This is a genomic window from Microcoleus sp. T3_A4 (assembly GCF_036700465.1).
Classification (GTDB): domain Bacteria; phylum Cyanobacteriota; class Cyanobacteriia; order Cyanobacteriales; family Microcoleaceae; genus Microcoleus.
Map to the genome: position 1 here is coordinate 13,901 of NZ_JAUBOY010000002.1, position 22,309 is coordinate 36,209.

The 22,309-nt window shown below is 46.6% G+C and carries 19 protein-coding genes; 12 read left to right on the top strand and 7 right to left on the bottom strand.

What is annotated here, in order from left to right:
• Nucleotides 1-48: 48 nt before the first annotated feature.
• The 10 genes from zwf (at nucleotide 49) to QUA07_RS01355 (ending at nucleotide 10,775) form a co-directional block, all read left to right on the top strand.
• Complete coding sequence (zwf, locus tag QUA07_RS01310; RefSeq protein WP_333321855.1) at nucleotides 49-1,578, top strand: glucose-6-phosphate dehydrogenase; 1,530 nt, start codon at nucleotides 49-51, stop codon at nucleotides 1,576-1,578.
• 162 nt (nucleotides 1,579-1,740) lie between these two features.
• Complete coding sequence (gene opcA / locus QUA07_RS01315) at nucleotides 1,741-3,105, top strand: glucose-6-phosphate dehydrogenase assembly protein OpcA (protein WP_333321857.1); 1,365 nt, start codon at nucleotides 1,741-1,743, stop codon at nucleotides 3,103-3,105.
• A 472-nt stretch (nucleotides 3,106-3,577) separates the two neighbouring features.
• Nucleotides 3,578-5,128 carry a cobyrinate a,c-diamide synthase gene (locus QUA07_RS01320; RefSeq protein ID WP_333321860.1) on the top strand — a complete coding sequence of 517 codons (1,551 nt, stop codon included), beginning with the start codon at nucleotides 3,578-3,580 and terminating at the stop codon, nucleotides 5,126-5,128.
• 196 nt (nucleotides 5,129-5,324) lie between these two features.
• A complete protein-coding gene (locus tag QUA07_RS01325) occupies nucleotides 5,325-5,816 on the top strand; it encodes an ureidoglycolate lyase (RefSeq protein WP_333321863.1) in 492 nt (163 codons plus the stop codon).
• 212 nt (nucleotides 5,817-6,028) lie between these two features.
• Nucleotides 6,029-7,288 carry a cytosine deaminase gene (gene codA, locus QUA07_RS01330; RefSeq protein WP_333321867.1) on the top strand — a complete coding sequence of 420 codons (1,260 nt, stop codon included), beginning with the start codon at nucleotides 6,029-6,031 and terminating at the stop codon, nucleotides 7,286-7,288.
• A gap of 150 nt (nucleotides 7,289-7,438) precedes the next feature.
• Nucleotides 7,439-7,891 carry a KGK domain-containing protein gene (locus tag QUA07_RS01335; protein WP_333321870.1) on the top strand — a complete coding sequence of 151 codons (453 nt, stop codon included), beginning with the start codon at nucleotides 7,439-7,441 and terminating at the stop codon, nucleotides 7,889-7,891.
• A gap of 96 nt (nucleotides 7,892-7,987) precedes the next feature.
• Nucleotides 7,988-8,440: a hypothetical protein gene (locus tag QUA07_RS01340; RefSeq protein WP_333321874.1), complete on the top strand. Its 453-nt coding sequence runs from the start codon at nucleotides 7,988-7,990 to the stop codon at nucleotides 8,438-8,440.
• Nucleotides 8,441-8,538: 98 nt separating this feature from the next.
• A complete protein-coding gene (locus tag QUA07_RS01345) occupies nucleotides 8,539-8,991 on the top strand; it encodes a KGK domain-containing protein (RefSeq protein WP_333321878.1) in 453 nt (150 codons plus the stop codon).
• Between the two features lie 119 nt (nucleotides 8,992-9,110).
• Entirely contained in the window at nucleotides 9,111-9,287 is a 177-nt protein-coding gene (locus QUA07_RS01350) for a DUF4089 domain-containing protein (protein ID WP_333044277.1), read from the top strand.
• 24 nt (nucleotides 9,288-9,311) lie between these two features.
• Nucleotides 9,312-10,775 (top strand): AtzE family amidohydrolase, encoded by a 1,464-nt coding sequence (locus QUA07_RS01355; protein ID WP_333321880.1) that lies wholly within the window; start codon nucleotides 9,312-9,314, stop codon nucleotides 10,773-10,775.
• An 11-nt stretch (nucleotides 10,776-10,786) separates the two neighbouring features.
• Here the strand turns inward: QUA07_RS01355 and rpsU are convergent, their stop codons facing one another.
• The 4 genes from rpsU to QUA07_RS01375 form a co-directional block, all read right to left on the bottom strand.
• Nucleotides 10,787-10,981, bottom strand: a complete 195-nt coding sequence (rpsU, locus tag QUA07_RS01360) for a 30S ribosomal protein S21 (protein WP_006632476.1) — start codon at nucleotides 10,979-10,981, stop codon at nucleotides 10,787-10,789.
• Between the two features lie 173 nt (nucleotides 10,982-11,154).
• Nucleotides 11,155-12,289 (bottom strand): peptide chain release factor 2 gene (gene prfB, locus QUA07_RS01365; protein WP_333321884.1). Its coding sequence is split into 2 segments (ribosomal slippage): nucleotides 11,155-12,216 and nucleotides 12,218-12,289, totalling 1,134 coding nucleotides; the frame shifts between segments, so codons are not numbered across the junction.
• A gap of 107 nt (nucleotides 12,290-12,396) precedes the next feature.
• Nucleotides 12,397-13,980, bottom strand: coding sequence for a tetratricopeptide repeat protein (locus tag QUA07_RS01370; protein ID WP_333321887.1), 1,584 nt, complete (start codon nucleotides 13,978-13,980; stop codon nucleotides 12,397-12,399).
• A gap of 250 nt (nucleotides 13,981-14,230) precedes the next feature.
• Nucleotides 14,231-14,959 carry a Bax inhibitor-1 family protein gene (locus QUA07_RS01375; RefSeq protein WP_333321890.1) on the bottom strand — a complete coding sequence of 243 codons (729 nt, stop codon included), beginning with the start codon at nucleotides 14,957-14,959 and terminating at the stop codon, nucleotides 14,231-14,233.
• Between the two features lie 577 nt (nucleotides 14,960-15,536).
• Between QUA07_RS01375 and QUA07_RS01380 the strand changes: the two genes are divergently transcribed.
• Nucleotides 15,537-15,863 carry a PEP-CTERM sorting domain-containing protein gene (locus tag QUA07_RS01380; protein WP_333084074.1) on the top strand — a complete coding sequence of 109 codons (327 nt, stop codon included), beginning with the start codon at nucleotides 15,537-15,539 and terminating at the stop codon, nucleotides 15,861-15,863.
• Between the two features lie 85 nt (nucleotides 15,864-15,948).
• Here QUA07_RS01380 and QUA07_RS01385 read toward each other — a convergent pair whose 3' ends face one another.
• Together QUA07_RS01385 and QUA07_RS01390 are read right to left on the bottom strand one after the other, a co-directional pair.
• Complete coding sequence (locus QUA07_RS01385) at nucleotides 15,949-18,102, bottom strand: VWA domain-containing protein (RefSeq protein ID WP_333321892.1); 2,154 nt, start codon at nucleotides 18,100-18,102, stop codon at nucleotides 15,949-15,951.
• Between the two features lie 34 nt (nucleotides 18,103-18,136).
• The gene (locus QUA07_RS01390; RefSeq protein WP_333321894.1) at nucleotides 18,137-19,420 is read right to left on the bottom strand and encodes a HAMP domain-containing sensor histidine kinase; all 1,284 of its coding nucleotides are present in this window, start codon (nucleotides 19,418-19,420) and stop codon (nucleotides 18,137-18,139) included.
• 207 nt (nucleotides 19,421-19,627) lie between these two features.
• Here QUA07_RS01390 and QUA07_RS01395 point away from each other — a divergent pair, with 207 nt between their 5' ends.
• Complete coding sequence (locus tag QUA07_RS01395) at nucleotides 19,628-20,965, top strand: ArsB/NhaD family transporter (protein ID WP_333321896.1); 1,338 nt, start codon at nucleotides 19,628-19,630, stop codon at nucleotides 20,963-20,965.
• Nucleotides 20,966-21,089: 124 nt separating this feature from the next.
• On the opposite strand, the gene QUA07_RS01400 is transcribed toward QUA07_RS01395, so the two are convergent.
• Complete coding sequence (locus QUA07_RS01400; protein ID WP_333321898.1) at nucleotides 21,090-22,286, bottom strand: sensor histidine kinase; 1,197 nt, start codon at nucleotides 22,284-22,286, stop codon at nucleotides 21,090-21,092.
• Nucleotides 22,287-22,309: the final 23 nt, after the last annotated feature.

A 22,309-nucleotide genomic window follows, 5' to 3' on the forward strand; every position in this document is an offset into this window, starting at 1 on the left:
CATGGTGTCTTGGCAGGGTTGACAGCACTAGAACAAGGAAAATAAATAATGGTAACGCTACTTGAAAATCCACTGCGGGTCGGTTTGCGAAAAGAACGGGTGCCGGAACCACAAATTCTGGTAATCTTCGGAGCTTCTGGGGATCTCACCCAGCGCAAACTGGTACCTGCAATTTATCAGATGAAGCGCGATCGACGCTTGCCACCGGAAACTACCGTCGTGGGAGTAGCCCGCCGCCCTTGGAGTCACGATTACTTCCGAGAGCAAATGCGCGAAGGCATTGAAGAATTTGGCGGCGGCATTGGCAATGAAGAATTTTGGCAAGATTTCGCTCAAGGTTTGTACTACTGTCCCGGCGACATTGACAACCCGGAAAGCTATCAAAAACTCAAAGCTTTCTTAGCGGAACTCGACGAAGAAAGGAGAACTCGCGGCAATCACATATTTTATCTATCAGTTTCCCCGAACTTTTTCCCAGAAGCAATTAGGCAACTGGGCGCTGCTCAAATGCTGGCAGATCCACTAAAAAACCGCTTAGTAATTGAAAAACCCTTCGGCCGCGACTTGAGTTCAGCAAAAGCTCTCAACCGAGTCGTGCAGCAGGTTTGCCAAGAACAGCAAGTTTACCGGATCGACCACTATTTGGGCAAAGAAACTGTTCAGAATTTAATGGTGTTCCGGTTTGCTAACGCGATTTTTGAACCGCTGTGGAATCGGCAATTTGTCGATCACGTACAAATTACAGTTGCAGAAACAGTAGGCGTAGAAGACCGGGCCGGTTACTACGAATCCTCTGGGGCGTTGCGGGATATGCTGCAAAACCACTTGATGCAGATTTTCTGTCTGACGGCGATGGAACCGCCGAATTCTTTGGACGCTGACAGCATCCGCACCGAAAAGATGAAAGTTCTGCAAGCAACTCGCTTGGCAGATTTGCATAACTTGGAGTTCTCAGCGATTCGCGGTCAATATTCCGCAGGTTGGATGAAGGGCAAACAGGTGCCAGGTTATCACGAAGAACCGGGGGTTGCTCCCAACTCGACAACGCCGACTTTTGTGGCGATGAAGTTTATGATTGACAACTGGCGCTGGCAGGGAGTGCCTTTCTACCTGCGAACCGGCAAACGGTTGCCGAAAAAAGTTAGCGAAATTGCGATTCAGTTCCGCGAAGTGCCGCTGTTAATTTTTCAGTCCGCGGCCCAACAAACAACTCCTAACGTTTTGACCATGCGCGTGCATCCGAACGAGGGGATTTCGCTGAGGTTTGAGGCGAAAATGCCGGGGCCGGATTTGCGGACGCGGACGGTGGATATGGATTTCAGTTACGGTTCTTCTTTTGGGGTGACATCTTCGGATGCTTACGATCGCCTGTTAATTGACTGTATGCTGGGCGACCAAACTTTGTTTACCCGTTCTGATGAAGTGGAAGAAGCTTGGCGGGTGGTAACGCCGGCGTTGATGGATTGGGAATCGTCCAACGACCAAGATTTGGTTCCTAAATACGAAGCGGGTACTTGGGAACCTGCGGAAGCAGAATTGCTAATTAACAGAGACGGTCGCAAGTGGCGCAGACTTTAAGAGTCATTAGTCAGCAGTCATTAGTCCTTAGTTATAGGTCAGCATTAGTATTAGTGATTAACTAAAAACTGCCAACTAAAAACTGCTAACTAATAACCAATGACTAAGGACTAATGACTAAGGACTAATGACTAATAACAAATAACAAAGGAGAAAAGATTTATGACGATGACACCGATGAAAGCTCCGCCCCTGGTTTCGCTACAAAGTCCTAAAGATGTGTCGATCGACCAAATAGAGGCCGAATTGAGTCAAATTTGGGAAAGTTACAGAGAATCAGGGTCGAAGGGCGATTTTCCGATCGCTAGTAGGGCAACAACTTTTACTTTTGTAGTCTACGAACCCGAAGAAACTCAGCGGTTACTAGCGGATCTGGGGTTTTACGACGGGCCGGTGGACGGTATTACCGGGCCGATGACGGCATCTAGCATCAGGGCTGCTCAAAAAGCTTACGGGCTACCGAGAACTGGTAAACCTAACGCTGAATTGCTGGCGACTTTGCGGGAAGAAGTGGCTCGCAAAAATTCAAAAGGCGAGGAGATGGGATCGAGTGGTTTGGGTTCCGGTGGATCGGGCGTGGCTGACGCGATTGTGGCTGCCAATCCCTGCCGGATTATTGCTCTGTGCCCGACGGCGGGAGAAGATACGGGCGTACAGGCTCAAGTGGCTGCTTATTGTCCGGTTCACAAGCGCACCAGCGGCAATCTGATCTGTTGCGAATACATTACCTTACGGGGTACGGAAGCTGCTTTGGAACGGGTGAGCGGCATCGTGACGGCGTTGACTATCGCTGATTTGCCGACGCTGCTGTGGTGGAAAGCGAATCCTGATGCCGATCGAGGTTTGTTCCAGCGGCTGGCGGCAGTTAGCAGTTCTGTGATTGTTGACTCTAGCAGCTTTGCTGAGTGTGAAGCTGAATTGCTGTTGATGCAAAGTCTGATCGAGGAGGGAATTCCGATCGCAGATCTCAATTGGCGTCGGCTGGCCGCGTGGCAGGAGTTGGCTGCGGAGGCTTTTGACGCCCCGGAACGTCGGGCTGCGATTCGGGAAATCGATCGGGTGACGATCGATTACGAACAGGACAATTCTACGCAAGCGCTGATGTATTTGGGTTGGCTGGCGAGCCGGCTTCAGTGGCGTCCGGTTGCTTTCAAACAGGAAGAGGGCGATTACCAAATCAAGCGAATTAAATTCGCCGGGCCCGACGAACGGGTTGTCGAAGCTGAGTTGGCTGCTATTCCTACTGCTGATACGGGCGATGTCGCGGGCGATTTGATTGCTGTGCGTTTGAATTCTACCAACGAAAAGGCTGACTGTGGTACAGTTCTGTGTTCGGAAGCGGGCGGCTGTATGCGGATGGAAACCAAGGGAGGCGCTCAAACCGATCGGTTTAACCAGGTGAGTCCTCTGTTCGATCAGGTGACGGAACAGTTGCTGGGCCAGCACTTGCAGAGTTGGGGCCGAGATGTGCTTTACGAAGAAAGTTTGGCAGTGACGGCTCAAATGCTGAAGTTAGCTAAGCGGTAAAAAGAAGTTCGGCAACGGATTGTGTACCGGATGTAACGGATGTAACGGATGGATGGAATCAGGAGAAAGGAGAAAAAAATAAGCAAGACGGATTGAGTTAATATTCAGTGGGGCAGGCAATGTCTGCCCTACTTTTTTAGGAGTTATGAGTTATATCAATTCCGGTTGCACGAGCGAGATGATTGTTGACTGTTGGCTGTTGACTGTTGACTGTTGACTAAAATTATGCTTTCGGGACAACTGACTGTTTGGACATTTGAACAATACCGCTGCCACCGGAAACGATATTATAAGTTATGAGTTTTGAATTAATAATGTTCTTTGACTCTCAACTATAAATTACTTCCCAAAAGCCACGAAATTACCTATATTATTCTCATTCTTCCTTCGCGCCCTAGCGCTTACGCGCGGCTTCGCCTAACGCGTCTTCGCGGTTCGTTAAATATGTATTTTTTGTGAATAATCTAGAACTATGACTTTAGTAATTGCTGGCGAACGCAGCGGGGCGGGAAAGACTACTGTGACGATCGCCCTTTTAGCTTTTTTAATCCGTCGCGGCTTGAATGTTCAATCTTTTAAGGTAGGCCCGGATTACATCGATCCGATGTTTCATGCTTTTGTCACTGGTCGCCCCTGTCGGAATTTAGACGCAATATTAACCTCTGAATCTTATGTAAAAAAGTGTTTTTCTCGTCATATTCAAGATGTCGATTATGCCTTAGTTGAAGGGGTAATGGGACTATTTGATGGAGTGAGTCGAAGGAATCAGGAATCACGAAGCCACGACACGGATTGTGAGACGGATACACGGATTAATTATCGAAAAGAAGAAGGCAATTATGATTTTTCCTTTGCTTCTACGGCTCATGTTGCTTATTTGCTGAATGTGCCGGTATTGTTTGTGATAGATTGCAGCAGGCTCTCTGGTTCTGTGGCTGCGATCGCCCACGGTTTTCGTTCTTTTAACCCTGACCTTAAATTCGCTGGTTTGGTGCTGAATCGGGTGGCGAGCGATCGACATTTGGAACTACTTCAAGATGCTCTCAAACCGCTCAATTTACCTATTTTGGGCGTTTTGCGTAGGGATGAGGCTGTTACTATTCCCGATCGACATTTGGGGCTAATTCCTGCTGAGGAGTTGCCGAATCTTCATGCTGCGATCGATAAACTGGCTGATTTGGCTGCTGTTAGTTTTGACTGGGACCTACTTTTGCCTTTGTTGGCTGCCACTCGAAATGGGGGGGGTGAGGGGTCTGAGCAACTTTTCGGTAGGCACAGTCTCCCTTCGGGAATTCTAACTCAAAAAGATGATTTTGTCAACAGTTTGGGAAAACAATTTGGAGTGAGGATTGCAGTTGCGCGCGATCGGGCTTTTAATTTTTACTATCAGGACAATCTTGATTTGTTGGAAGAGTTGGGTGCCGAGTTGGTATTTTGGAGTCCCCTTGATGATTCGGTTTTTCCTGACAATGTGCAAGGGTTATATTTTGGTGGCGGTTTTCCCGAAGTGTTTGCTCAAAATTTGAGCGGTAATGTTTTAATTCGGGATGCGGTAAGAAAGGCGATTTTTTCAGGAATGCCGACTTATGCGGAGTGCGGGGGTTTGATGTATTTGTGCGATTCTATTGTAGACTTCGATGGCAATTCTTGGCCAGGGGTGGGAGTGTTGGAAACTACTGCTGCGATGGGAAAGCGTTTGACGCTGGGATACCGAGAAGCTGTGGCGGTGAGGGATAGTTCGGTGTTAACTGCTCTTGATGAGGTTTGGGGACATGAGTTTCATCGATCGCATTTAACTGTGGAACCGAGTAATCCAGTTTATCACAGTTGGAGGTATGGCAAGCGGGGGGAAGTTGAGGCGGTTGCTGAAGGTTGGGGAGTTTGTCAGGTACACGCTTCTTATTTGCATTTGCATTGGGGTGCTCGACCTGATATTCCGGCTCGTTTTTTGCAGCAGTGTGCTGATTTTGATTGTAAGGGTGTTTTGGGCGATCGAGAAAGCGAACTAGATTTTTTTATTTAATTAACCGCAGAGGACACAGAGAAGAGAAGAGAGCAGTGCGCTAAATTTGATTGTAAGGGTAATTTGCGCGATCGAGAAAGCGAACTAGATTTTTTTATTTAAACCGCAGAGGACACAGAGGGCACAGAGAAGAGAAGAGAGAGGATTTACTGTATTAGAATGTTCATGACGGATCAAGCTAGGGATGTTGGGATTTATGAGCGAATCAATTTCGACTAAGCAGTTATCCGCACAATGGGTGACACCGGAGAATTTTCGGCGTTACGGTCAAGTTATCTTTGCGGCTGTTGATGGTAAGTCTTTCGATGGTGAGGATGCTCAGTTAAGTTTGCAAAATGGTATTCCTAGATTTTACATTATGCGGCTGCACCATAAAGGTCGCAAGTTTGGCAAAATTACACGACACGTTCAATGTACTCAGTGTTTGGGTTCTTTGGAGGGGAAGGATTGGTTGATGGCGGTTGCGCCTCCTGGGGATAGTTATAAACCGAGTTTAGAGGATATGGCTGCTTTTCGGATTCCGGGCAATTGTTTTATTAAGTTAGATGTGGGTACTTGGCACGCTGGGCCGTATTTTGATGCGGATTTTGTTGATTTTTACAATCTGGAGTTGAGCAATACTAATGTGGTTGACCATTTTACCTTTGATTTGGTGAAAAATCACAATCTGGAGTTTGAGATTGTCTGATGTTGGCGATTTGTAGTTGCGTTTTTTTCTGGGTGATTATGGTTATAGGTGGGTTTTTTGAGTAAGATTTTTTAACCGCAGAGGGCGCAGAGGACGCAGAGGAGGAGAAGGAGGGGGTTCGCAAGTGATTGGGGAATTCTTTTGGTCTCACTAGGCTGAGTAGCAACTAGGAAGTATCGCGTTTACAAGTGTTAAATTTAGGTGCAATTGTCATGCCTGAGCAAAAGTATAGCATTGTTCTGCGGCAATGTCGTTTGTTAGGTGCGATCGACAGTCAAACAGTGGATATCGCTATTGATGGGGACAAAATAGCCGCCGTATCGACGCAGATTTCCGAATTGGGAGAATCCGAAATTGATGTTGGAGGCAAATTAGTCACTCCCGCGTTTGTGGAGTCGCACATTCATCTCGATTCGGCTTTGACTGCGGGGGAACCGCGATGGAATCAAAGCGGCACTTTGTTCGAGGGAATTCAAATCTGGGGGGAACGCAAGCAAAGTTTAACTCTGGATGATGTCAAAAAACGGGCTGTTGAAACTTTAAGGCTGCAAGCGTCTCAAGGGATTTTGTTTGTCAGGAGTCACGCTGATGTTAGCGAACCGACGCTGACTGCTTTGCAAGGACTTTTGGAAGTCCGAGAACAAGTCAAAGATTGGATGACTCTGCAAGTTGTGGCTTTTCCCCAAGACGGGATTTATGGAAGTCCAGAAAATGACAAACTTTTAGAGAAATCTCTGGATATGGGTGCGGATGCTGTGGGCGGGATTCCGCATTATGAGTTGACGCGGGAAGATGGGGTGAAGTCGGTTGAGCGAATTTTTGAACTTGCTGAAAAATACAATAGATTAATAGATGTTCACTGCGATGAAATCGATGATGAACAGTCGAGATTTTTGGAAGTTGTAGCAGCTTGTGCGATTAGAAGCGGGGCTGGTTCGCGGGTGACGGCTAGCCACACGACGGCTTTCGGTTCTTACAACAATGCTTATGCTTTTAAGCTGATGGGAAGTTTGGCAAAATCGGGAATTAATTTTATTGCCAATCCTTTAATTAATATCACCCTGCAAGGCCGCGCTGATACTTATCCCAAACGCCGTGGGGTGACGCGGGTTAAGGAGTTGTGGCAGCAGGGATTGAATGTGAGTTTTGGTCACGACTGCGTGCAAGATCCTTGGTATAGTTTAGGTACGGGAAATATGTTAGATGTCGCTCATATGGCGGTTCATGTTTGTCAGATGACGGGAATGGCTGAGATTGCAGCTTGTTTTAATATGGTCACTGTCAACGGTGCTAAAACTCTCTATCTGGGAGATGAGAATTATGGGATAGATGCGGGTAAACCTGCAAATTTAATTGTCTTGGATGCTGAGGATTGTTATGATGCAATTAGGAGGCGGGCTGCGGTTCGGTATGTGATTTCGCGGGGTAAGTTGCTGGCGGAAACTGCACCTGCTAAAATTAGTTTTTTCTGACTCTCAAGTCGCAGCATTTTTTCAACATAAGGTTGTACAAACCAACTCATTCCATATGTAAAATTCAAATATAACTCACTTTGAAATCGGTATTGACTAATATAAGTAATTATGATAATTTATCATAAGTTGTGCAAAAACAAAACAAATATGAACGCTAAGTTTAAAAATTTAGACGGCGAAACAGATATTTTACTGATTCAAAAAGATACTTTTACAGTTAATAGATTTAAAGAATTAATGAGTAATAAACTTGCTGAAAGGCTGAACAAAAGACACGATGGATCGAGGAAGGGTAATCCAATATTTTTTGATTTATTTTTTAATTTTTCTATGGGAGGAGTAAACGTTAGTGTTTTTGAGAGTAAATGGATTTTTCCTTCTCAAGGAATAGATTGTCAGCTTCTAAAGATTGGTTCTCAAGGCTGGCAAAAAGGCAAACTAAGAATAGAAGCATCTCTAAGTGTGGCAACAAGCACTGGCTACTGCACAATCGAGGTAATTAAATTAGAATTTTGTCCTGATGAACCTGCCGAACCGGAATCTATTTTAGATGACATCCGCCAATCTGAGGAGTACAAAAACCTCACTAATAACACCTGATAGCCCGACAAAGATACGGATGCAGGGCTATAAAATTACATAAATTATTGCTGGAAAGTAACAATAAATCTGCAATAACGAGAAATAGGGAAAATCATGAAAATTCGCTGTATTGCTAATACGGGTGAATCTCTACCTGAGAAATATATAGATCCGCCACGCGGTTACACTAGAAAAGTTGAGTTGCCACTAACTATAAATAAGGAATATGTTGTTTATGGAATCCGATCGTGGCAGGGAATAGTTTGGTACTATATTTGTGATGATAATTACAGCTATTATCCCATACAGACTCCGGCACCGCTGTTTGAAGTAGTTGATAACCGAGTTTCTAAGTATTGGCAGTTTATGCTTGACCCGAATGGGGTGTTAAGGTTTGCTTTTGAGCAGTGGTTTACTGACCCTTATTTTTATGATAAGCTGACGGATCAGGAAGAGGCTGAGGTTGAGATTTTTGAGAAGGTTAAGGAATTGATGGATGCTGAGGATTTTGCTTTGCCTTCGCTGGATGTGGCAGTTGAGAAGTTGCGGGAAACTGTCAGTGTTTGAGTGGGAAAAGTGCTATTCTCGCAAATTGTTTCTTTACCACCTTGACTCAGATACCTTCAAATGGTATCAAATAGGAAGCAGCATAATTTTGGAAAAAAATGGACGACCAACTTGAATCCAATAAGAACTATGAGATACTAGACGGCGATGATGTTTTGTTATTCGATAAAGCTACTTTTCTAGTACGCAGTTTTGCAGAGGTAGTCACTAGCAAGTTTATTGAGATACTTGATCTTATTGCAATAAGGGAATCTCGCCAGAAATCAATAATTAATTGGATGAAAGAGCTACGGATTAGCGACGAAATAATAATTAGTGGAGGGGAGATAGACTGGAACTCCCCTCAAGAAGGAATAGATTGTCAAGTTCTAAAAATTGGTTCTAAGGGTTGGCAAAAAGGAAAGCTTCAAATAAAAGTTAATGAAAGTTTCCAGGCGGGGGAAACGCAGGTATGTATAAAGTTTTGTCCTGATGAACCAGCAAAGCAAAAATCCCCTCTAGATGATATCAGACAATCCGAGGAATACAAAAAACTGAGCAATAATAACTGACTGCCCGATCGCGATTACAATACAATAATCGATCGCACTTATATCTGAATCTAAAATTTTAAACCGCAGATGGGGGCGGATGTACGCGGAGGAACGCTGATGTTGTTTGGGATGGACTAATGACAAATATAGAAGAATATGTCGATCGCACCGCTGAACTGATAAACTTACCCTTAGACCCGGAACACCGCCCCGGTGTTGTGGTAAACTTCGAGAGAATAGCTGCGATCGCCCGACTCGTTACTGAATTCCCTTTACCTCAAGAAGTAGAAGTCGCGCCGGTGTTTGAACCTTAGATTTTTAACAGCAGATGAGGGCCGATGAACGCAGATGAACGCAGATGTTTTTTAGAGAAGGCTGATGCGGTTGCTACGGCAGCGGCTGTTAAATGTGGTAAGGTTACGGCTACAGAGGCGGTAAGTGCTGCTTTGGAACGGATTGCTGTTAAGGATAAAGCTTTTAATTGCTTTACTGCAATCACTGCATCAAGCGCACTCGCAGCAGCCGAAAATATTGATAATTCGATCGCAAATAACCAAAACCCAGGCCCTTTAGCAGGCGTTCCCTTCGCAGTCAAAAACCTGTTCGATATCGGCGGAATTACTACTCTAGCAGGGTCAAAAATTAACGCTGACAATCCTCCGGCTACCCAGGACGCGGCTGTGGTCGCCCGACTCAAACAAGCCGGGGCTGTGCTCGTGGGTACGCTCAACATGGATGAGTACGCCTACGGTTTCGTCACGGAAAACAGCCACTACGGCCCGACTCGCAATCCCCGCGATACTGCGCGCATCGCCGGCGGTTCCAGCGGCGGTTCCGCAGCAGCAGTCGCCGCCGGTTTTGTACCCATCACCCTCGGTTCTGATACTAACGGTTCCATCCGCGTACCGGCTGCTTTGTGCGGTGTCTTTGGGTTTAAGCCTACTTACGGCCGTTTGTCCAGGGCTGGCGCTTATTTATTTTCGGGTAGTTTGGATTGTGTGGGGCCGTTTGGGCGATCGATCAGAGATATGGCGCTGCTGTACGATATCCTGCAAGGCGCTGATTCTCGTGACCCAGTTTGCACTCAACGCCCGCCAGAACTTTGTTCGTCGCAGTTAAATCAAGGTATCGAAGGATTGCGAATTGCTGTGGCTGAGGGGTATTTCGCCACAGGAACTCAACCGGAAGCAATGGATGCTGTAGAAATAGTTGCTAAAGCCTTGACAAATGTCTTGGATTGCGGTATTGGCACAGAAAAAACAACAAACCCCCCAAAAATAGGGGGGCTTGCAACAGTCAGCATACCGGAATCCGATCGCGCCAGGGCTGCGGCATTTATCATTACCGCTTGCGAGGGGGGAAACTTGCATTTAGACAATTTGCGATCGCGCCCTCAAGACTTCGATCCTGCCACGCGCGATCGCTTTCTAGCGGGAACCCTGATCCCTGCGACTTGGTACTTGCAAGCCCAGAGATTCAGACAGTGGTACCGCGATCAAATTCGCGAAATATTCCAACACACAGACATCATCCTCGCACCCGCAACCCCGATAGCTGCCCCTGAAATTGGCGTCGAGAAAATGGTAATAGCCGGACAAGAAATCTTAGTGCGTCCCAATCTCGGACTGTTCACCCAACCCCTATCATTTATTGGCTTGCCCGTTCTTTGCGTGCCCGTACAGCGGCCCGGCGCTTTGCCCTTGGGGGTACAAATTATTGGTGCTCCCTACAGCGAAGCGGTGATTCTCCGAGTCGCTGCGGTACTAGAATCGCAAGGCATTATATCTGCCGAATCAATTTAGTGCTAATAATTCTAGGGCTTGTTATTGCGGTGAAAGCGTCTCTTAGTCCTTCTGGCAATAGCTTTGCGCTTCTGCTTTTCCAACGGAGTTTCAAAGTGGCGGTGCTTTCTCATGTCGGGGAAAATACCCGCTTTAGAAACTTGTCGCTTAAACCGTCGCAGGGCTGACTCAATCCCTTCATTTTCGCCTATTACAACTTGGGTCATTATTTCTCCTTAGTGTTTGTCAGATCAAGTTTTATCATATCAAGGTTTTTGACCGCGCGACCTGTTGAAGGTCGGGCGATCGGTCAAAACCCCAAAATTATAGCAAATCCGCTGCCATCACCGCTCTTGATTATTTAGTTTGCACAGCCAGACTTTCTATGTCAAGGCGCCAATTATATTCGCGCGGTTGAATCGGTTTGGGCTATCAACTGATTTTCCTGCCGCAGGTAAGCTTGAATAAACGGGTCTAATTCGCCGTTCATCACATCTGCGATGGCGGTTGTTTCTACTCCAGTACGCAAATCCTTGACCATTTGATAGGGGTGAAAAACATAATTGCGAATTTGCTGGCCCCAAGCCGCCTCCACCATGTCGCCGCGAATCTCGGCAATTTCCGAAGCCCGCTGTTCCTTAGCAATCACCAACAGCCTAGCCTTGAGTAATGCCAAAGCTTTTTCCTTGTTTTGCAACTGACTGCGTTCTTCCGTGCAACGGACGGCCAAACCGGTAGGAAGGTGAACGATGCGGACTGCGGTTTCTACCTTGTTAACATTTTGCCCGCCCTTGCCGCCAGCGCGGGAAGTAGTGACTTCCAAATCTTTTTCTGGAATGTCCAACTGTACGGATCGATCGAGAATTGGCATCACTTCAACGCCTGCAAAACTGGTTTGACGCTTGTCGTTAGCATTAAAAGGCGAAATTCTGACCAAGCGGTGAGTGCCTTTTTCCGATCGCATATAACCGTAAGCGTAACGGCCGACAATTTCCAAAGAAGCAGATTTAACACCTGCTTCCTCTCCCTCGGAAATTTCCATTAAATGTACTTTGTAACCTTGACTTTCCCCCCAGCGGGTGTACATCCGCAGCAGCATTTCGGCCCAATCTTGAGCATCTGTACCGCCGGCCCCGGCGTTAATTGTCAAAACAGCGCCGCCTTCATCGTAGGGCCCAGATAGTAATTGTTGCAGTTCCCACTGGTCGAGTTCGCGGGTTAACTGAGAAAGACTCGATGAGGCTTCTTGGAACAGGGACTCGTCGGCTTCTAACTCCAGCAGTTCTAAAATAGCTCTAGCATCTTCTAAGCTAGTTTGCCAATTGCTGTATTGTTCTAAGTGAGATTTGAGGTCATTCAGTTCTTGGAGAGTTTCTTGAGCTCGATCTTGGTCGTCCCAAAATGCTGGTTGGGCGCAGATTTGCTCTAAGTCTTGAATTTTGGCTGTAAGTGCGGGGATGTCAAAGATAGTCCTGGGTTGTACCCAGTCGATCGGACAATGTTTCGATATTGTGTTTGATGTCTAGAACTTCCACTGTGAGTTCTCCTAGTTGTGGGGTGTATTTTTAAGTTTAGCTGAAATTTCGACATTTCAGCAACTAATCGGTGTATCAGTGTCCAAATCCGTGTCGTGCCTTCCTTCTTATATATACTGCGAACCTGTTGAATTGAAAGTTTTACCGCATTCGTGAGCGCATACGTCCAACCTTTTAGAACAGGAAAAACTTTTTGTGAGGTCTTCGCGAAACCAATCTCTGGCGATCGCATCTTTCACCGATTGAGTTCTGAGAGAATTAAAGCCATTTCCGTACTTTTCAATTAAAGCCAGCATTTGCGGTCTGTAAGTGTGGTTATAAACAGCGTATTTAGTATGGCTTACCCAACAGCAAGGCCAGAGTTCCCCTTCAAAACTAATGAAAATTTCTTGGCTGGCTTGAGTTTGACAGCTAATTTCTACATTGCGGTAGTAATTATTTAGGCTACCAAATTTTTCTACAGCTTGGATAAATTGGTCTCCCTGGGGATTTTTATATTGTTCCAATGATGGGGGTTGGAGTTCTTCGCTGGCTCGCTTTGGTGGGACAGAAGGAGTTGGTTCTGGTGCTTGAGAGGTTTCGATAGCTATAGCTTGATACCAAGCATAATTTGCTTTTTCTGGTTGCCCCAACTGTGTCAAAACTTGAGCTAAATTGCGATAAGCTCCGGCAAAATTGGGTTTAAGCTCGATCGCCTTTTGGTAATAAGCACTAGCTGGCTGCCACTGTTGCTGTTGAGCATAAAGACTGCCGACATTAGCATAAACTTCTGGAAAATTAGGCTGAATTTTGAGGGCCTTGGCGTAACAGTCTGCTGCTGCTTGCATCTTCCCCAAACCTTGAACAGCATTGCCCAAGGTTTTCCAGGCTGCTGCAAAATTAGGTTGAATTTTTAGGGCTTGTTGGCTGGCTGCGATCGCATCTGAGAGCAGTCCTTGTTTCAAACAGTCCTCAGCTTGTTTGTGCAACCCAACAGCCGTCTGTGTTTGATTTTGAGGGGCTGACGCATTATTTGTTGCTGGTTGGTTGGGGCGATCGCTCTTAGCCTCTACCTGAGAGTTTTCTGCTTTTTGAGGCTGTTGATTGGCGGACTCTTTGTCATAAATCTCTTTCGCTACAAAACGAGAGGTTGCTTTCGGTACAAACTCGACAAATCCTAGTTGTTGGGCTAAATCGCGTGCTGCTTCTACTTGGTGCTGGTTGTGTTCAAATATCAAGTAGTGCCATACAGCTTTTCCGCCAGCTTGGATGAAGGCATTAACCGACTGCATTATCCTGTCCCAGTTGGTATTTTGGCGGTAGATGCTGTTAGTATCGGCCAACCCGTCGATACTAAAAATTACGCGATCGTGTTCTCCTGTCATCGCTTTTGCCAGGGCTTGCCACCAGTCAGGGTTTCGTCCGCTACCGTTGGTGTACAGGCAGATATGAGGAACTCCCATGCGGTGCAAATATTCGATCGCCGGAATTGTGGTATTGCTAGTCATAGCATCGCCGTAGTTGCCGCACATATACACCAAATCCAATTGAGAGCAAAACTCTTGTGGGAAAATTCTCTCAATATCCTCCATCTTTAATTCCGCCCCCGGCAAAATCGGGTTGCCGGTGCGGGGACACTGCGGACAAGCTGCATTGCACCTGGAGGTAATTTCTACGCTGACTCTCCTAATATCTTCATATTTTAAGTACATGAGTTTTCCCCGATTAATTTGTGATTAATATTGAAATCGCGATCGACACAATTAGATAGCAAGAGTTTTGATTGAGTGATTAAAAAGTAAAATTATACCTTATGTCTGCCCGCTGTGAACATGATATAAGTTTTTTGTATGAGGGACAGAGGAAACGAGGACGACTATCTTGATTCCAAATCTTAATAAAAAAAAACCGCGGCAGGATGTCGATCGAGCCGCGGTTTTTTTTAATAAGCTAAAGTTTCAATTACTCGCGGCCGTTGAGAGCAATCAGCAGGCGCAGAATAAAGATGAACAAGTTGATGTAGGTCAAGTACATCGACAGAGCAGCGGGCAAATACTGGTCGTCGCGGTAGCTGCGGGGTAATATGTAAAAATCGACGATCGCAGCGCCGGCAAATATAAACACGCCGATGCCAGAAATGCCAATTTCCAACCAGGTTGGGGTGTAGACGCCAAATAGAGAGAGCAGAAACTGACCGCCAACGACGACTAACAAAGCAATGACACCTAAACTGATAGTTTTGGTGAGGGCCATGCCGTCTTGTTCAGAAAGGTTGGAGCCAATTTGGCGGGCGGCGATAAAGGTAATGCCACATCCAAGTGCAGCAAAACCAATACCGGCGATGCCGACGCCTTCGCTTCTGAGGGCTATAGACACCAACCCGCTGAGGGTGTAGCCTGTAAGCAAGCTGTAGGTTGCCAGCAGAGGCAAGGCGGTATTTTTGTTACCTTGTTCGGCTGCGCCGCGGGCGACAAAGAACAGAATTAATTGTAGGACGATCGCAGCAATGAAGGTGGGAAAGAAGATGCCGGGATAGTTACGAATCACTCCGAGGCCGCCGTAGGTGCCGACAGCAGTTAAGACAAGTCCGCCGCCCACGAAGGGGAGAGCGTTGGAGATGACGTTCGGGCCTACCAGCGCGTGGTTTTTGGCCTCGCGCACGGCTTCGCGGAAATTGCTAGTGTTACTCACGAGGATTTACCTAATTTTGGCTGAGAATTGCTATCTATTATTGTGACAGCTTTACACTTTGTTTGCAAAACCTCAAAGAGTTTAAAGATTTGATAAAGAACGGGGGTGAAATCACTCCAAACCAGGGATCGATTGTTTATAATCGACTGCGTATAGGTCTGTGCCGTGTCGCTGTCTCGCACCGTTGCGACTCGCGGCAAAGCTATAATTGAGTTTAAAGGGTCGGCGCTATCTGCGGCCAAGGGCTAGCTTAAAGTCGATTAAATCGCAAATAGCTGATGTAAATCAATTTTGGATGGGGGATTTACGATTGGGGATTAAGGAGTATATGCTAGAGGCAGGGATCACAGTTGATTTTAGGTTTTTGATTTGCGACTTAGTTGAAACTAGAGACCAGAAACTTCAATAATCTAAAATATAAAATATAAAATCTAAAATCTAAAATCTAAAATCTAAAATCTAAAATCGGTTCCGTTAATTGCTAAGGTAGCTCACACAGTAGCTCAGACAGAGGATAACCAGAAAATTAATGAATAGATCGAGTTCTATCGACAAACTGCTAAATAGGTAATTTCCAATGCCCACCTTTTTTGAGCGAAAATTATTGCCCCCTACAGCCGGGATTTTATTGGCTGTCGCCGCCATTATTTCCGGCGGTCAAGCTGCCGTTGCAGCTAATGTCCAAGCCGTTTCTACCGCTGCTTCCTGGCAGGGTTCAGAAAATTTGCTGCTGGCTCAGACCGGTCAACTCCCCCAAAGTACAATTTCTTCAACCCCGAACCGGGGGACGGAAAACCGCGTACCTCTGCCCGTAAGAATTCCTGAGCCTTCGGCGGTGATAGGGCTGGGTTTAGTTGCGGGTTCGCTGGCAGTGACTCGCCGGAGAGTGAGAGTTAAAAATTAGACTTTTTTTGGCAAAAAGTCTAATTTTTGGATTTTTAACCGCAGATAAACGCGAATAAACGCAGATAAATGTGGCTATCAGGATTTTAGCCGATCGCGTCGCGCAGAGCATTTTTAGTCATAGCTGCGATCGACTGTTCGGTAGCTTTCGGCAAGTGATAGTATTTCCCTCCAGAAGTCTTGGCCAATTCCTTCGCAAAGCCAGTCGAAATAAACTTGCTCTCGGTATCAATCACCAGCAACTGCATTCCCAACCCACGAATTTTGGCAGCAATTTCTAACAATTCTTTCTTAATATCAGGCTTTTCTCCATCTACAATCGGTTCGCCCAAAGAACGAGCCAAAGGAATATTACCTCGTCCGTCAGTAATGGCGACAATCGCAACTTGACCGATATCTCCAGACTGCCGCGCGTTGACTCCCACCCGCACTGCTTGAGTCAAACCGTGGGCCAGGGGAGAACCGCCGCCGCAGGGCAACCGTTCCAAACGCTTGCGGGCCAAGGCTATCGAGCGAGTCGGCGGTAGCAGCACTTCTGCTTGTTCTCCGCGAAAGGGAATGAGAGCAACTTGATCGCGGCTTTGATAAGCTTCTGTGAGTAGCTGCATGACTGCACCTTTGGCAGACTGCATCCGGTTGAGGGCCATCGAACCCGAAGCATCGACGACAAACACGACTAGAGCTCCAGCTTTTCTGGCCAAACGCTTCGCCCGAATGTCTCCCTGTTCGACAAATACACGGCGCTGAACCCCCTCTTGCCCCCCCTTACTAAGGGGGGGTTGACTCGCATCTTGCCCCCCCTTACTAAGGGGGGGTTGGGGGGGGTTAGAATTCCTGTCGCGGCGGGCTTTTTGGTAGGGTGCGGCGGCTCTGAGGGTAGCGTCAACGGCGATGCGGCGGACGGGGCCTTTGGGTAAGACTGGCTTGACGTAACGGCCTCTATCTTCCGAGAAAATGGTGCTGCGGCTGCCGGATTTGCCTTGTTTGTTGGCGGATTGTTGGGCGAATAAAAGCACGCTGGGGTCGAGAATTACGCCTTCGGGGTCGAAGAGAAATTCTTCGGGAATGGTATCTTTTTCTGGTTCTTCTTCAGGTTCCGGGTTGTCTTCATCCTCTTGGTCTTCTTCGTCTTCTTGCTCGTTTTCTGGTTCGTCTTGTTCTTGTTCTGACTGCTTTTGGGGAGGCGGTGGAGGGGGAGGAGGAGGAGAGTTTTCGTCTGGGGGAGTTTGGATGATGGTGGCGCGGGGTACGATGACTAATTCTACGGCGCGGCGCAGGTCTTCGGCGTTAACTTCTGTGCGTCCTTCGATGGCGGCGGCGGCTTTGGCGACGCGGACTGCGAATATTTCGGCGCGGTGTCCTTGAACGCCACCCCGGATGGCTTCTTCTACTAGGTAGGCAATTTGTTCGCGTTTAATGCTGACATCTTTGAGCCATTCTCTGGCTAGGATGATTTGGGTTTTGAGGTTGTCGGTGTCTTCGCTGTATTGATTGAGGAATTCTTGGGGGGAGCGGGAGTAGGATAAAGCTTGTTCTACTGCATAGACTCTTTCTTCTAGTTCGAGTGCTGCATCGGCTGAAAGTACGATCGCGATGCGATCGAGCAAATGTTCTCTCAGCGGCCCTTCTTCGGGGTTGTAGGTGGCGATAAATAGAGGTTTGCAGGGGTGTTGGAAGCTAATGCCTTCGCGCTCTATTTGGTTGCGCCCTTCGGTTAATACTGTTAGCAGTTGGTTGGAAATATTGTCATCGAGGAGGTTAATTTCGTCTACATATAGTACGCCTCGATTTGCTTGGGCTAAGAGTCCGGGTTGAAATACGGTTTGGCCGAATTTCACTGATTGTTCGACATCAACTGAACCTAAGAGTCTGTCTTCGGTGACACCCAAAGGAATTTGAATGAAGGGTGTGGGAATTATTTCAGTAGTTAAGGAATTAGTATCGGTGGTGTGAGCATCTTGCCCGTTATTTTCTGGTAACAAGCCTGATGTTTGTTCTGCAAGAATTTCATTAGGTTCGGCGTTGCAAAAAGAATCTTTAACAATTTCAATGGGTGGCAGTAAGGAGTGCAAGGCGCGGGCCATTACTGATTTTGCTGTACCGCGGCGGCCTGCGATCGCAACTCCTCCCAATCCGGGATCGACTGCTGCTAACAGCAGGGCTAATTTGATTGCTTCTTGCCCGACTACGGCGGTGAGGGGAAAGGCTGTGGTGGAAGGGCTAAGGTTGGCTGCGGGCATAGGATTTTCGGATGTAAAAATTTGAACTTAATGTTTAGCTTACTTCTTGGAGTATTTTAACTTCTAGGGGCAGAATCACGGTAAAAGTTGAACCGACTCCTATTTCTGATACTAGCTCGATTTTGCCTTGGAGCAGCGTGACGAGCCGCGATACTATTGCTAATCCCAGGCCGGTGCTTTCGGCAGGAAAGAGCTGTTTGCCGGCTTCTCCTGCTTGAAAGAAGGGGTCAAAGATGCGCTTTGTATTTTCGGGGGCGATGCCAATGCCGGTATCTGTAATTGCGATCGCCCAATTTCCTTCTCCAGCAGGGTGGCAACTTAATTCGATGCTACCAGCTTCTGTATAGCGAATGGCATTGCTCAGCAGGTTGATCAGAATTTGTTGCAGCCGCCCAGAGTCAGAGATTACTTGTGTTGGGCCGCAGTCGCTGGTAACAGCGAGCTTTAGTCCTTTAGCATCAGCAATTGGCTGCATCATTTCTACTACGGTGTTAATTACCGATCGTACATTAGTTCGCTGCAGGTTAAGTTTAATTTTTCCGGCATCGGCGCGAGAAAGTTCTAGCGTGTCATTAATCATGCGGAGCAACTGTCTGCCGTTACGCAATACTCGCTCGATATGTTCGATGCCGGGGAGGGTATCTTTGACTTGTGATTGCCATTTTTCTTTTCGCAGGAATAGTTCGGAATAACCAATAATTGAGTTGAGAGGAGTTTTGAGTTCGTGAGCCAAATGGTAGACGTTTTCTTGATGGACGCTGACAAGGCGAGAGAGTTCTTGATTGGTGAGTTGTAACTGAGTTTGAATTTGTTGAAGTTCCAGCAGCCTCTGAGCAACGTAGCTATTGAAACACTGGGCAATTGCTTCGTCTACTACGGCATCTATCAGCCGAAAAGCTCTGAATACGTCGGTGGTGGTTCCTGCTAGCAAATCTGCTTCTAATTGGGAGAATATTACTTGACGCAATAAGTGGTATTCGCGGGCTACTTCTGCGGCGTCGTAGCCTTGTTCGGCTCTGAGAAATCCGTGATCTAAACTGGCTTCTATTATTACTTTTATTTCGCTGTGTTGATATTGGGAAAGCACTGTGGCCATCGCCGCCAGCAGGTGAGGTATGTGATTCTCGATTGCTGAGTGCGGTAAGGCGTCAGCGGTTTCAATTTTCCGATCCTGACGAACTGCTTCAATCCAGTTTTGGACGATAGTATCGGTTTTGTCGGCGAGCACTTGGCTGTAGTCCATGATGTCTGCGTGGGGGTTGAGTTTGGCAGAGATTGCCCATGCTTCATTGTAGTTGAGCGATCGCCGGATCGCCATACCAAACTTCTGCCGATCACGACCCTCCCAAAAGAAGTAGTTTTGAGGTGATTTTTTCCGTGTACCGGAGAGCTCTTGATGAGTCGCTCCCAGCTTGTTGCTGCCAAAATCAGCACTTAAATTTATTGACAGAAGAGCCAGAAAGTAGTATATTCACTCGAACCGAGACTTTTTAATTTTTAAGTTCTATTATTTTCAGGGGACTAAATGGAAAACGTGCAAGCTGTGATTGCTGCAACAACATTTATATGTGTAGTTTTCTTAATAATTACAGAATGGATACACCTCACAGTTGCGGCATTTCTGGGAGCGGTGATTCTGGTTTTTACCCACGTGATGACGTTAAACAACGCGATCGAATATATCGGTCGGAGTCACGCCACCCTGGGCTTATTTTTCGGAGTCATGGTAATGGTGAGAGCCTTTGAGCCTACCAAAGTATTCGAGTATTTGGCAACTCAAATTGTGCTTTTGGCTAAAGGCAAAGGCAAAAATCTCTTACTGGGTATTGTCGCAATTACTACCCCAATTTGTGCTGTTTTGCCCAATGCCACGACAGTCATGCTGCTAGCACCCTTAATTCCGCCAATGGCAGAAGAAGTCGGTGTAGATTTTGTGCCGTTACTGATTTTAATGGTATTTGTAGCTAACAGTTCGGGACTGCTGACAATCGTGGGCGATCCGGCGACATTCATTGTCGGTGATGCTATTAACATGAGCTTTGCAGATTACCTGGTAAAGTTAAGTTTGGGCGGGGCAATTGCAGTAGGAGTGATAGTAGTTATGTTGCCTTGGCTGTTCCGCGAAATTTGGAACAAAAAGTTAGACGATTTGGAACATTTGCCGCACCCAAAAATCAATCACCCACGAGTTTTAGCAGTGGGCGGTGTAATTATAGCTTTCGTGCTGACATTTTTTGTAATAGGAGAGTCTCTGCCCGTGCCTATTTCACCGGCAGCCGTTGCTTTGTTGGGGGCTGCTTTGGCAATGCTTTTAGCTCACCATTCCCAAATTGATTCTGTTAATAATATTTTGCGGGATTTAGATTGGAGCACGCTACTATTTTTTATGTCTATCTTTGTGCTGATTGGCGGTTTGGAAAAAACCGGAGTAATCGGCAGTATATCTGGAATATTAGCAGTGATTTTAGGTAAAAATATTTTTCTTGGTTCTTTAGTTTTGTTATTTTTTGTGGGTTTGATGTCGAGCGTGGTGCCAAATATTCCGCTGGTAGTGGCGATGGTGCCGCTGCTAAAACAGTATGTTGTCAATGTCGGGCTCGCACCGGCAGAAGTGCTGGCGCCGGATTTTGCAGGGCAGTTTCCACCTGCTGTGCTGCCGCTGTTTTATGCGATGATGTATGGAGCCACTTTAGGAGGAAATGGCACTTTGGTAGGAGCTTCTTCTAATATAGTGGCAGCGGGAATTTCTGAACAGCACGGACGCCGGATTTCTTTTCAAACTTTTCTGCGTTACGGGCTTCCTGTGATGGCTGTGCAATTAATAAGTGCGGCTGTTTATGTAACTCTTCGGTTTCTGATTTGAAGGAAGAAGGAAGAAGGAAGAAGGAAGAAGGAAGAGAGAAGAAGTCAGAAGTCAGAAGTCAGAGGGAAGAGGGAAGAAGTCATAGGGAAGAGGGAAGAAAAATTGGTTGGTAATACTAAAGCATCTAAAATCCATCCAATTCTAAGGGGAAAATTACAGTGAAGGACGAGCCAACTCCTACTTCAGACACTAATTCGATTTTACCTTGCAAGAGCTTAACTAATCGAGCGACAATTGCTAGCCCTAAGCCGGTACTGTCAGGAATGCCAGAGCTTAGGGAGTTGTCGGCTCGAAAATAGGGTTGAAAAATCCGCTCGCAGTCTTCGGGAGGAATGCCAATTCCTGTATCTGAGACAGTTACTGTCCAATATTTATCTGGCAAAAGTTCGCTTTTTATGGTAACAGTACCGGCTGTGGTGTAGCGAATGGCGTTGCTGGTTAAGTTTGTGATGATTTGCTGCAAGCGCAAGCAATCTGTCACCACTTGATCGTCTGAGAGATGGCACTCAACAGCTATCTCTAAACCTTTGGCTTTCGCTAAAGGCTCGATTATTTCAACAACAGTGGCGAGTACATCTGGCAGTCTGATTGGCGCTAGTTGTAATTTTATTTGTCCGGCTTCGTACCGCGAAATTTCCAGAGTATCGTTGATCAATCTCAGTAACAGTCTGCCGCTGTTAAGGACTCTATCAATATGTCCTATATTGGGTACCGAACCTTTAATTTCTGAATAATTTTGTTGCTGGCGCAAAAACAAATCTGAGTAGCCGATAATAGAGGTGAGGGGAGTTTTTAATTCGTGAGCTAAGTGAGATAAGTTCTCTTGATTGGCGCGAACTAAGCGAGTCAGTTCTTGATTTGTAAGTTGCATTTGGTTTTGCAAATCCTTTAGTTCTTGGAATCTTTCCTGGGTAAAGGTTTGGAAACATTTAGCAATTACTTCGTCGAGGGCCGTGTCAATTAAGCGGTAAGCTCTGCTGACTTCGGCGGCAGAGGCTTTTAACAATTCTGGCTCTAAAGCATCGAAAATTACCCAGCGCAGCAAGCGGTATTCCCGCGCAATTTCTTCGGCGTCGTAGCCTTGTTTTGCCCTGAGAGTTCCGTGTTCTAAACTTTTTTCTACGAGTGTGCGAATGTCGCTCTCTTGGGATTGGGAAAGCATGGTTACGATCGCGTGTAGTACCATTGGAACGCTGTCGCGCACGCCATTGTAGGTGAGTTCCTTAGCGGTTTCGAGTTGGTCGTCGGAGCGTACAGCTTCGATCCAGTTTTGTATAATTATGTCAATTCGATCTTGCAGCGCGAGGCTAAAGTCTCTCATGGCTCAAGTAGAGAAAGAAGTGG

Bases quoted from the DNA above. Each gene is read 5' to 3' on its own strand.
- zwf (WP_333321855.1), top strand. From the start codon at position 49: ATGGTAACGCTACTTGAAAATCCACTGCGGGTCGGTTTGCGAAAAGAA.
- opcA (WP_333321857.1), top strand. From the start codon at position 1,741: ATGACGATGACACCGATGAAAGCTCCGCCCCTGGTTTCGCTACAAAGT.
- QUA07_RS01320 (WP_333321860.1), top strand. From the start codon at position 3,578: ATGACTTTAGTAATTGCTGGCGAACGCAGCGGGGCGGGAAAGACTACT.
- QUA07_RS01325 (WP_333321863.1), top strand. From the start codon at position 5,325: ATGAGCGAATCAATTTCGACTAAGCAGTTATCCGCACAATGGGTGACA.
- codA (WP_333321867.1), top strand. From the start codon at position 6,029: ATGCCTGAGCAAAAGTATAGCATTGTTCTGCGGCAATGTCGTTTGTTA.
- QUA07_RS01335 (WP_333321870.1), top strand. From the start codon at position 7,439: ATGAACGCTAAGTTTAAAAATTTAGACGGCGAAACAGATATTTTACTG.
- QUA07_RS01340 (WP_333321874.1), top strand. From the start codon at position 7,988: ATGAAAATTCGCTGTATTGCTAATACGGGTGAATCTCTACCTGAGAAA.
- QUA07_RS01345 (WP_333321878.1), top strand. From the start codon at position 8,539: ATGGACGACCAACTTGAATCCAATAAGAACTATGAGATACTAGACGGC.
- QUA07_RS01350 (WP_333044277.1), top strand. From the start codon at position 9,111: ATGACAAATATAGAAGAATATGTCGATCGCACCGCTGAACTGATAAAC.
- QUA07_RS01355 (WP_333321880.1), top strand. From the start codon at position 9,312: ATGAACGCAGATGAACGCAGATGTTTTTTAGAGAAGGCTGATGCGGTT.
- rpsU (WP_006632476.1), bottom strand. From the start codon at position 10,981: ATGACCCAAGTTGTAATAGGCGAAAATGAAGGGATTGAGTCAGCCCTG.
- QUA07_RS01370 (WP_333321887.1), bottom strand. From the start codon at position 13,980: ATGTACTTAAAATATGAAGATATTAGGAGAGTCAGCGTAGAAATTACC.
- QUA07_RS01380 (WP_333084074.1), top strand. From the start codon at position 15,537: ATGCCCACCTTTTTTGAGCGAAAATTATTGCCCCCTACAGCCGGGATT.
- QUA07_RS01385 (WP_333321892.1), bottom strand. From the start codon at position 18,102: ATGCCCGCAGCCAACCTTAGCCCTTCCACCACAGCCTTTCCCCTCACC.
- QUA07_RS01390 (WP_333321894.1), bottom strand. From the start codon at position 19,420: ATGGCGATCCGGCGATCGCTCAACTACAATGAAGCATGGGCAATCTCT.
- QUA07_RS01395 (WP_333321896.1), top strand. From the start codon at position 19,628: ATGGAAAACGTGCAAGCTGTGATTGCTGCAACAACATTTATATGTGTA.
- QUA07_RS01400 (WP_333321898.1), bottom strand. From the start codon at position 22,286: ATGAGAGACTTTAGCCTCGCGCTGCAAGATCGAATTGACATAATTATA.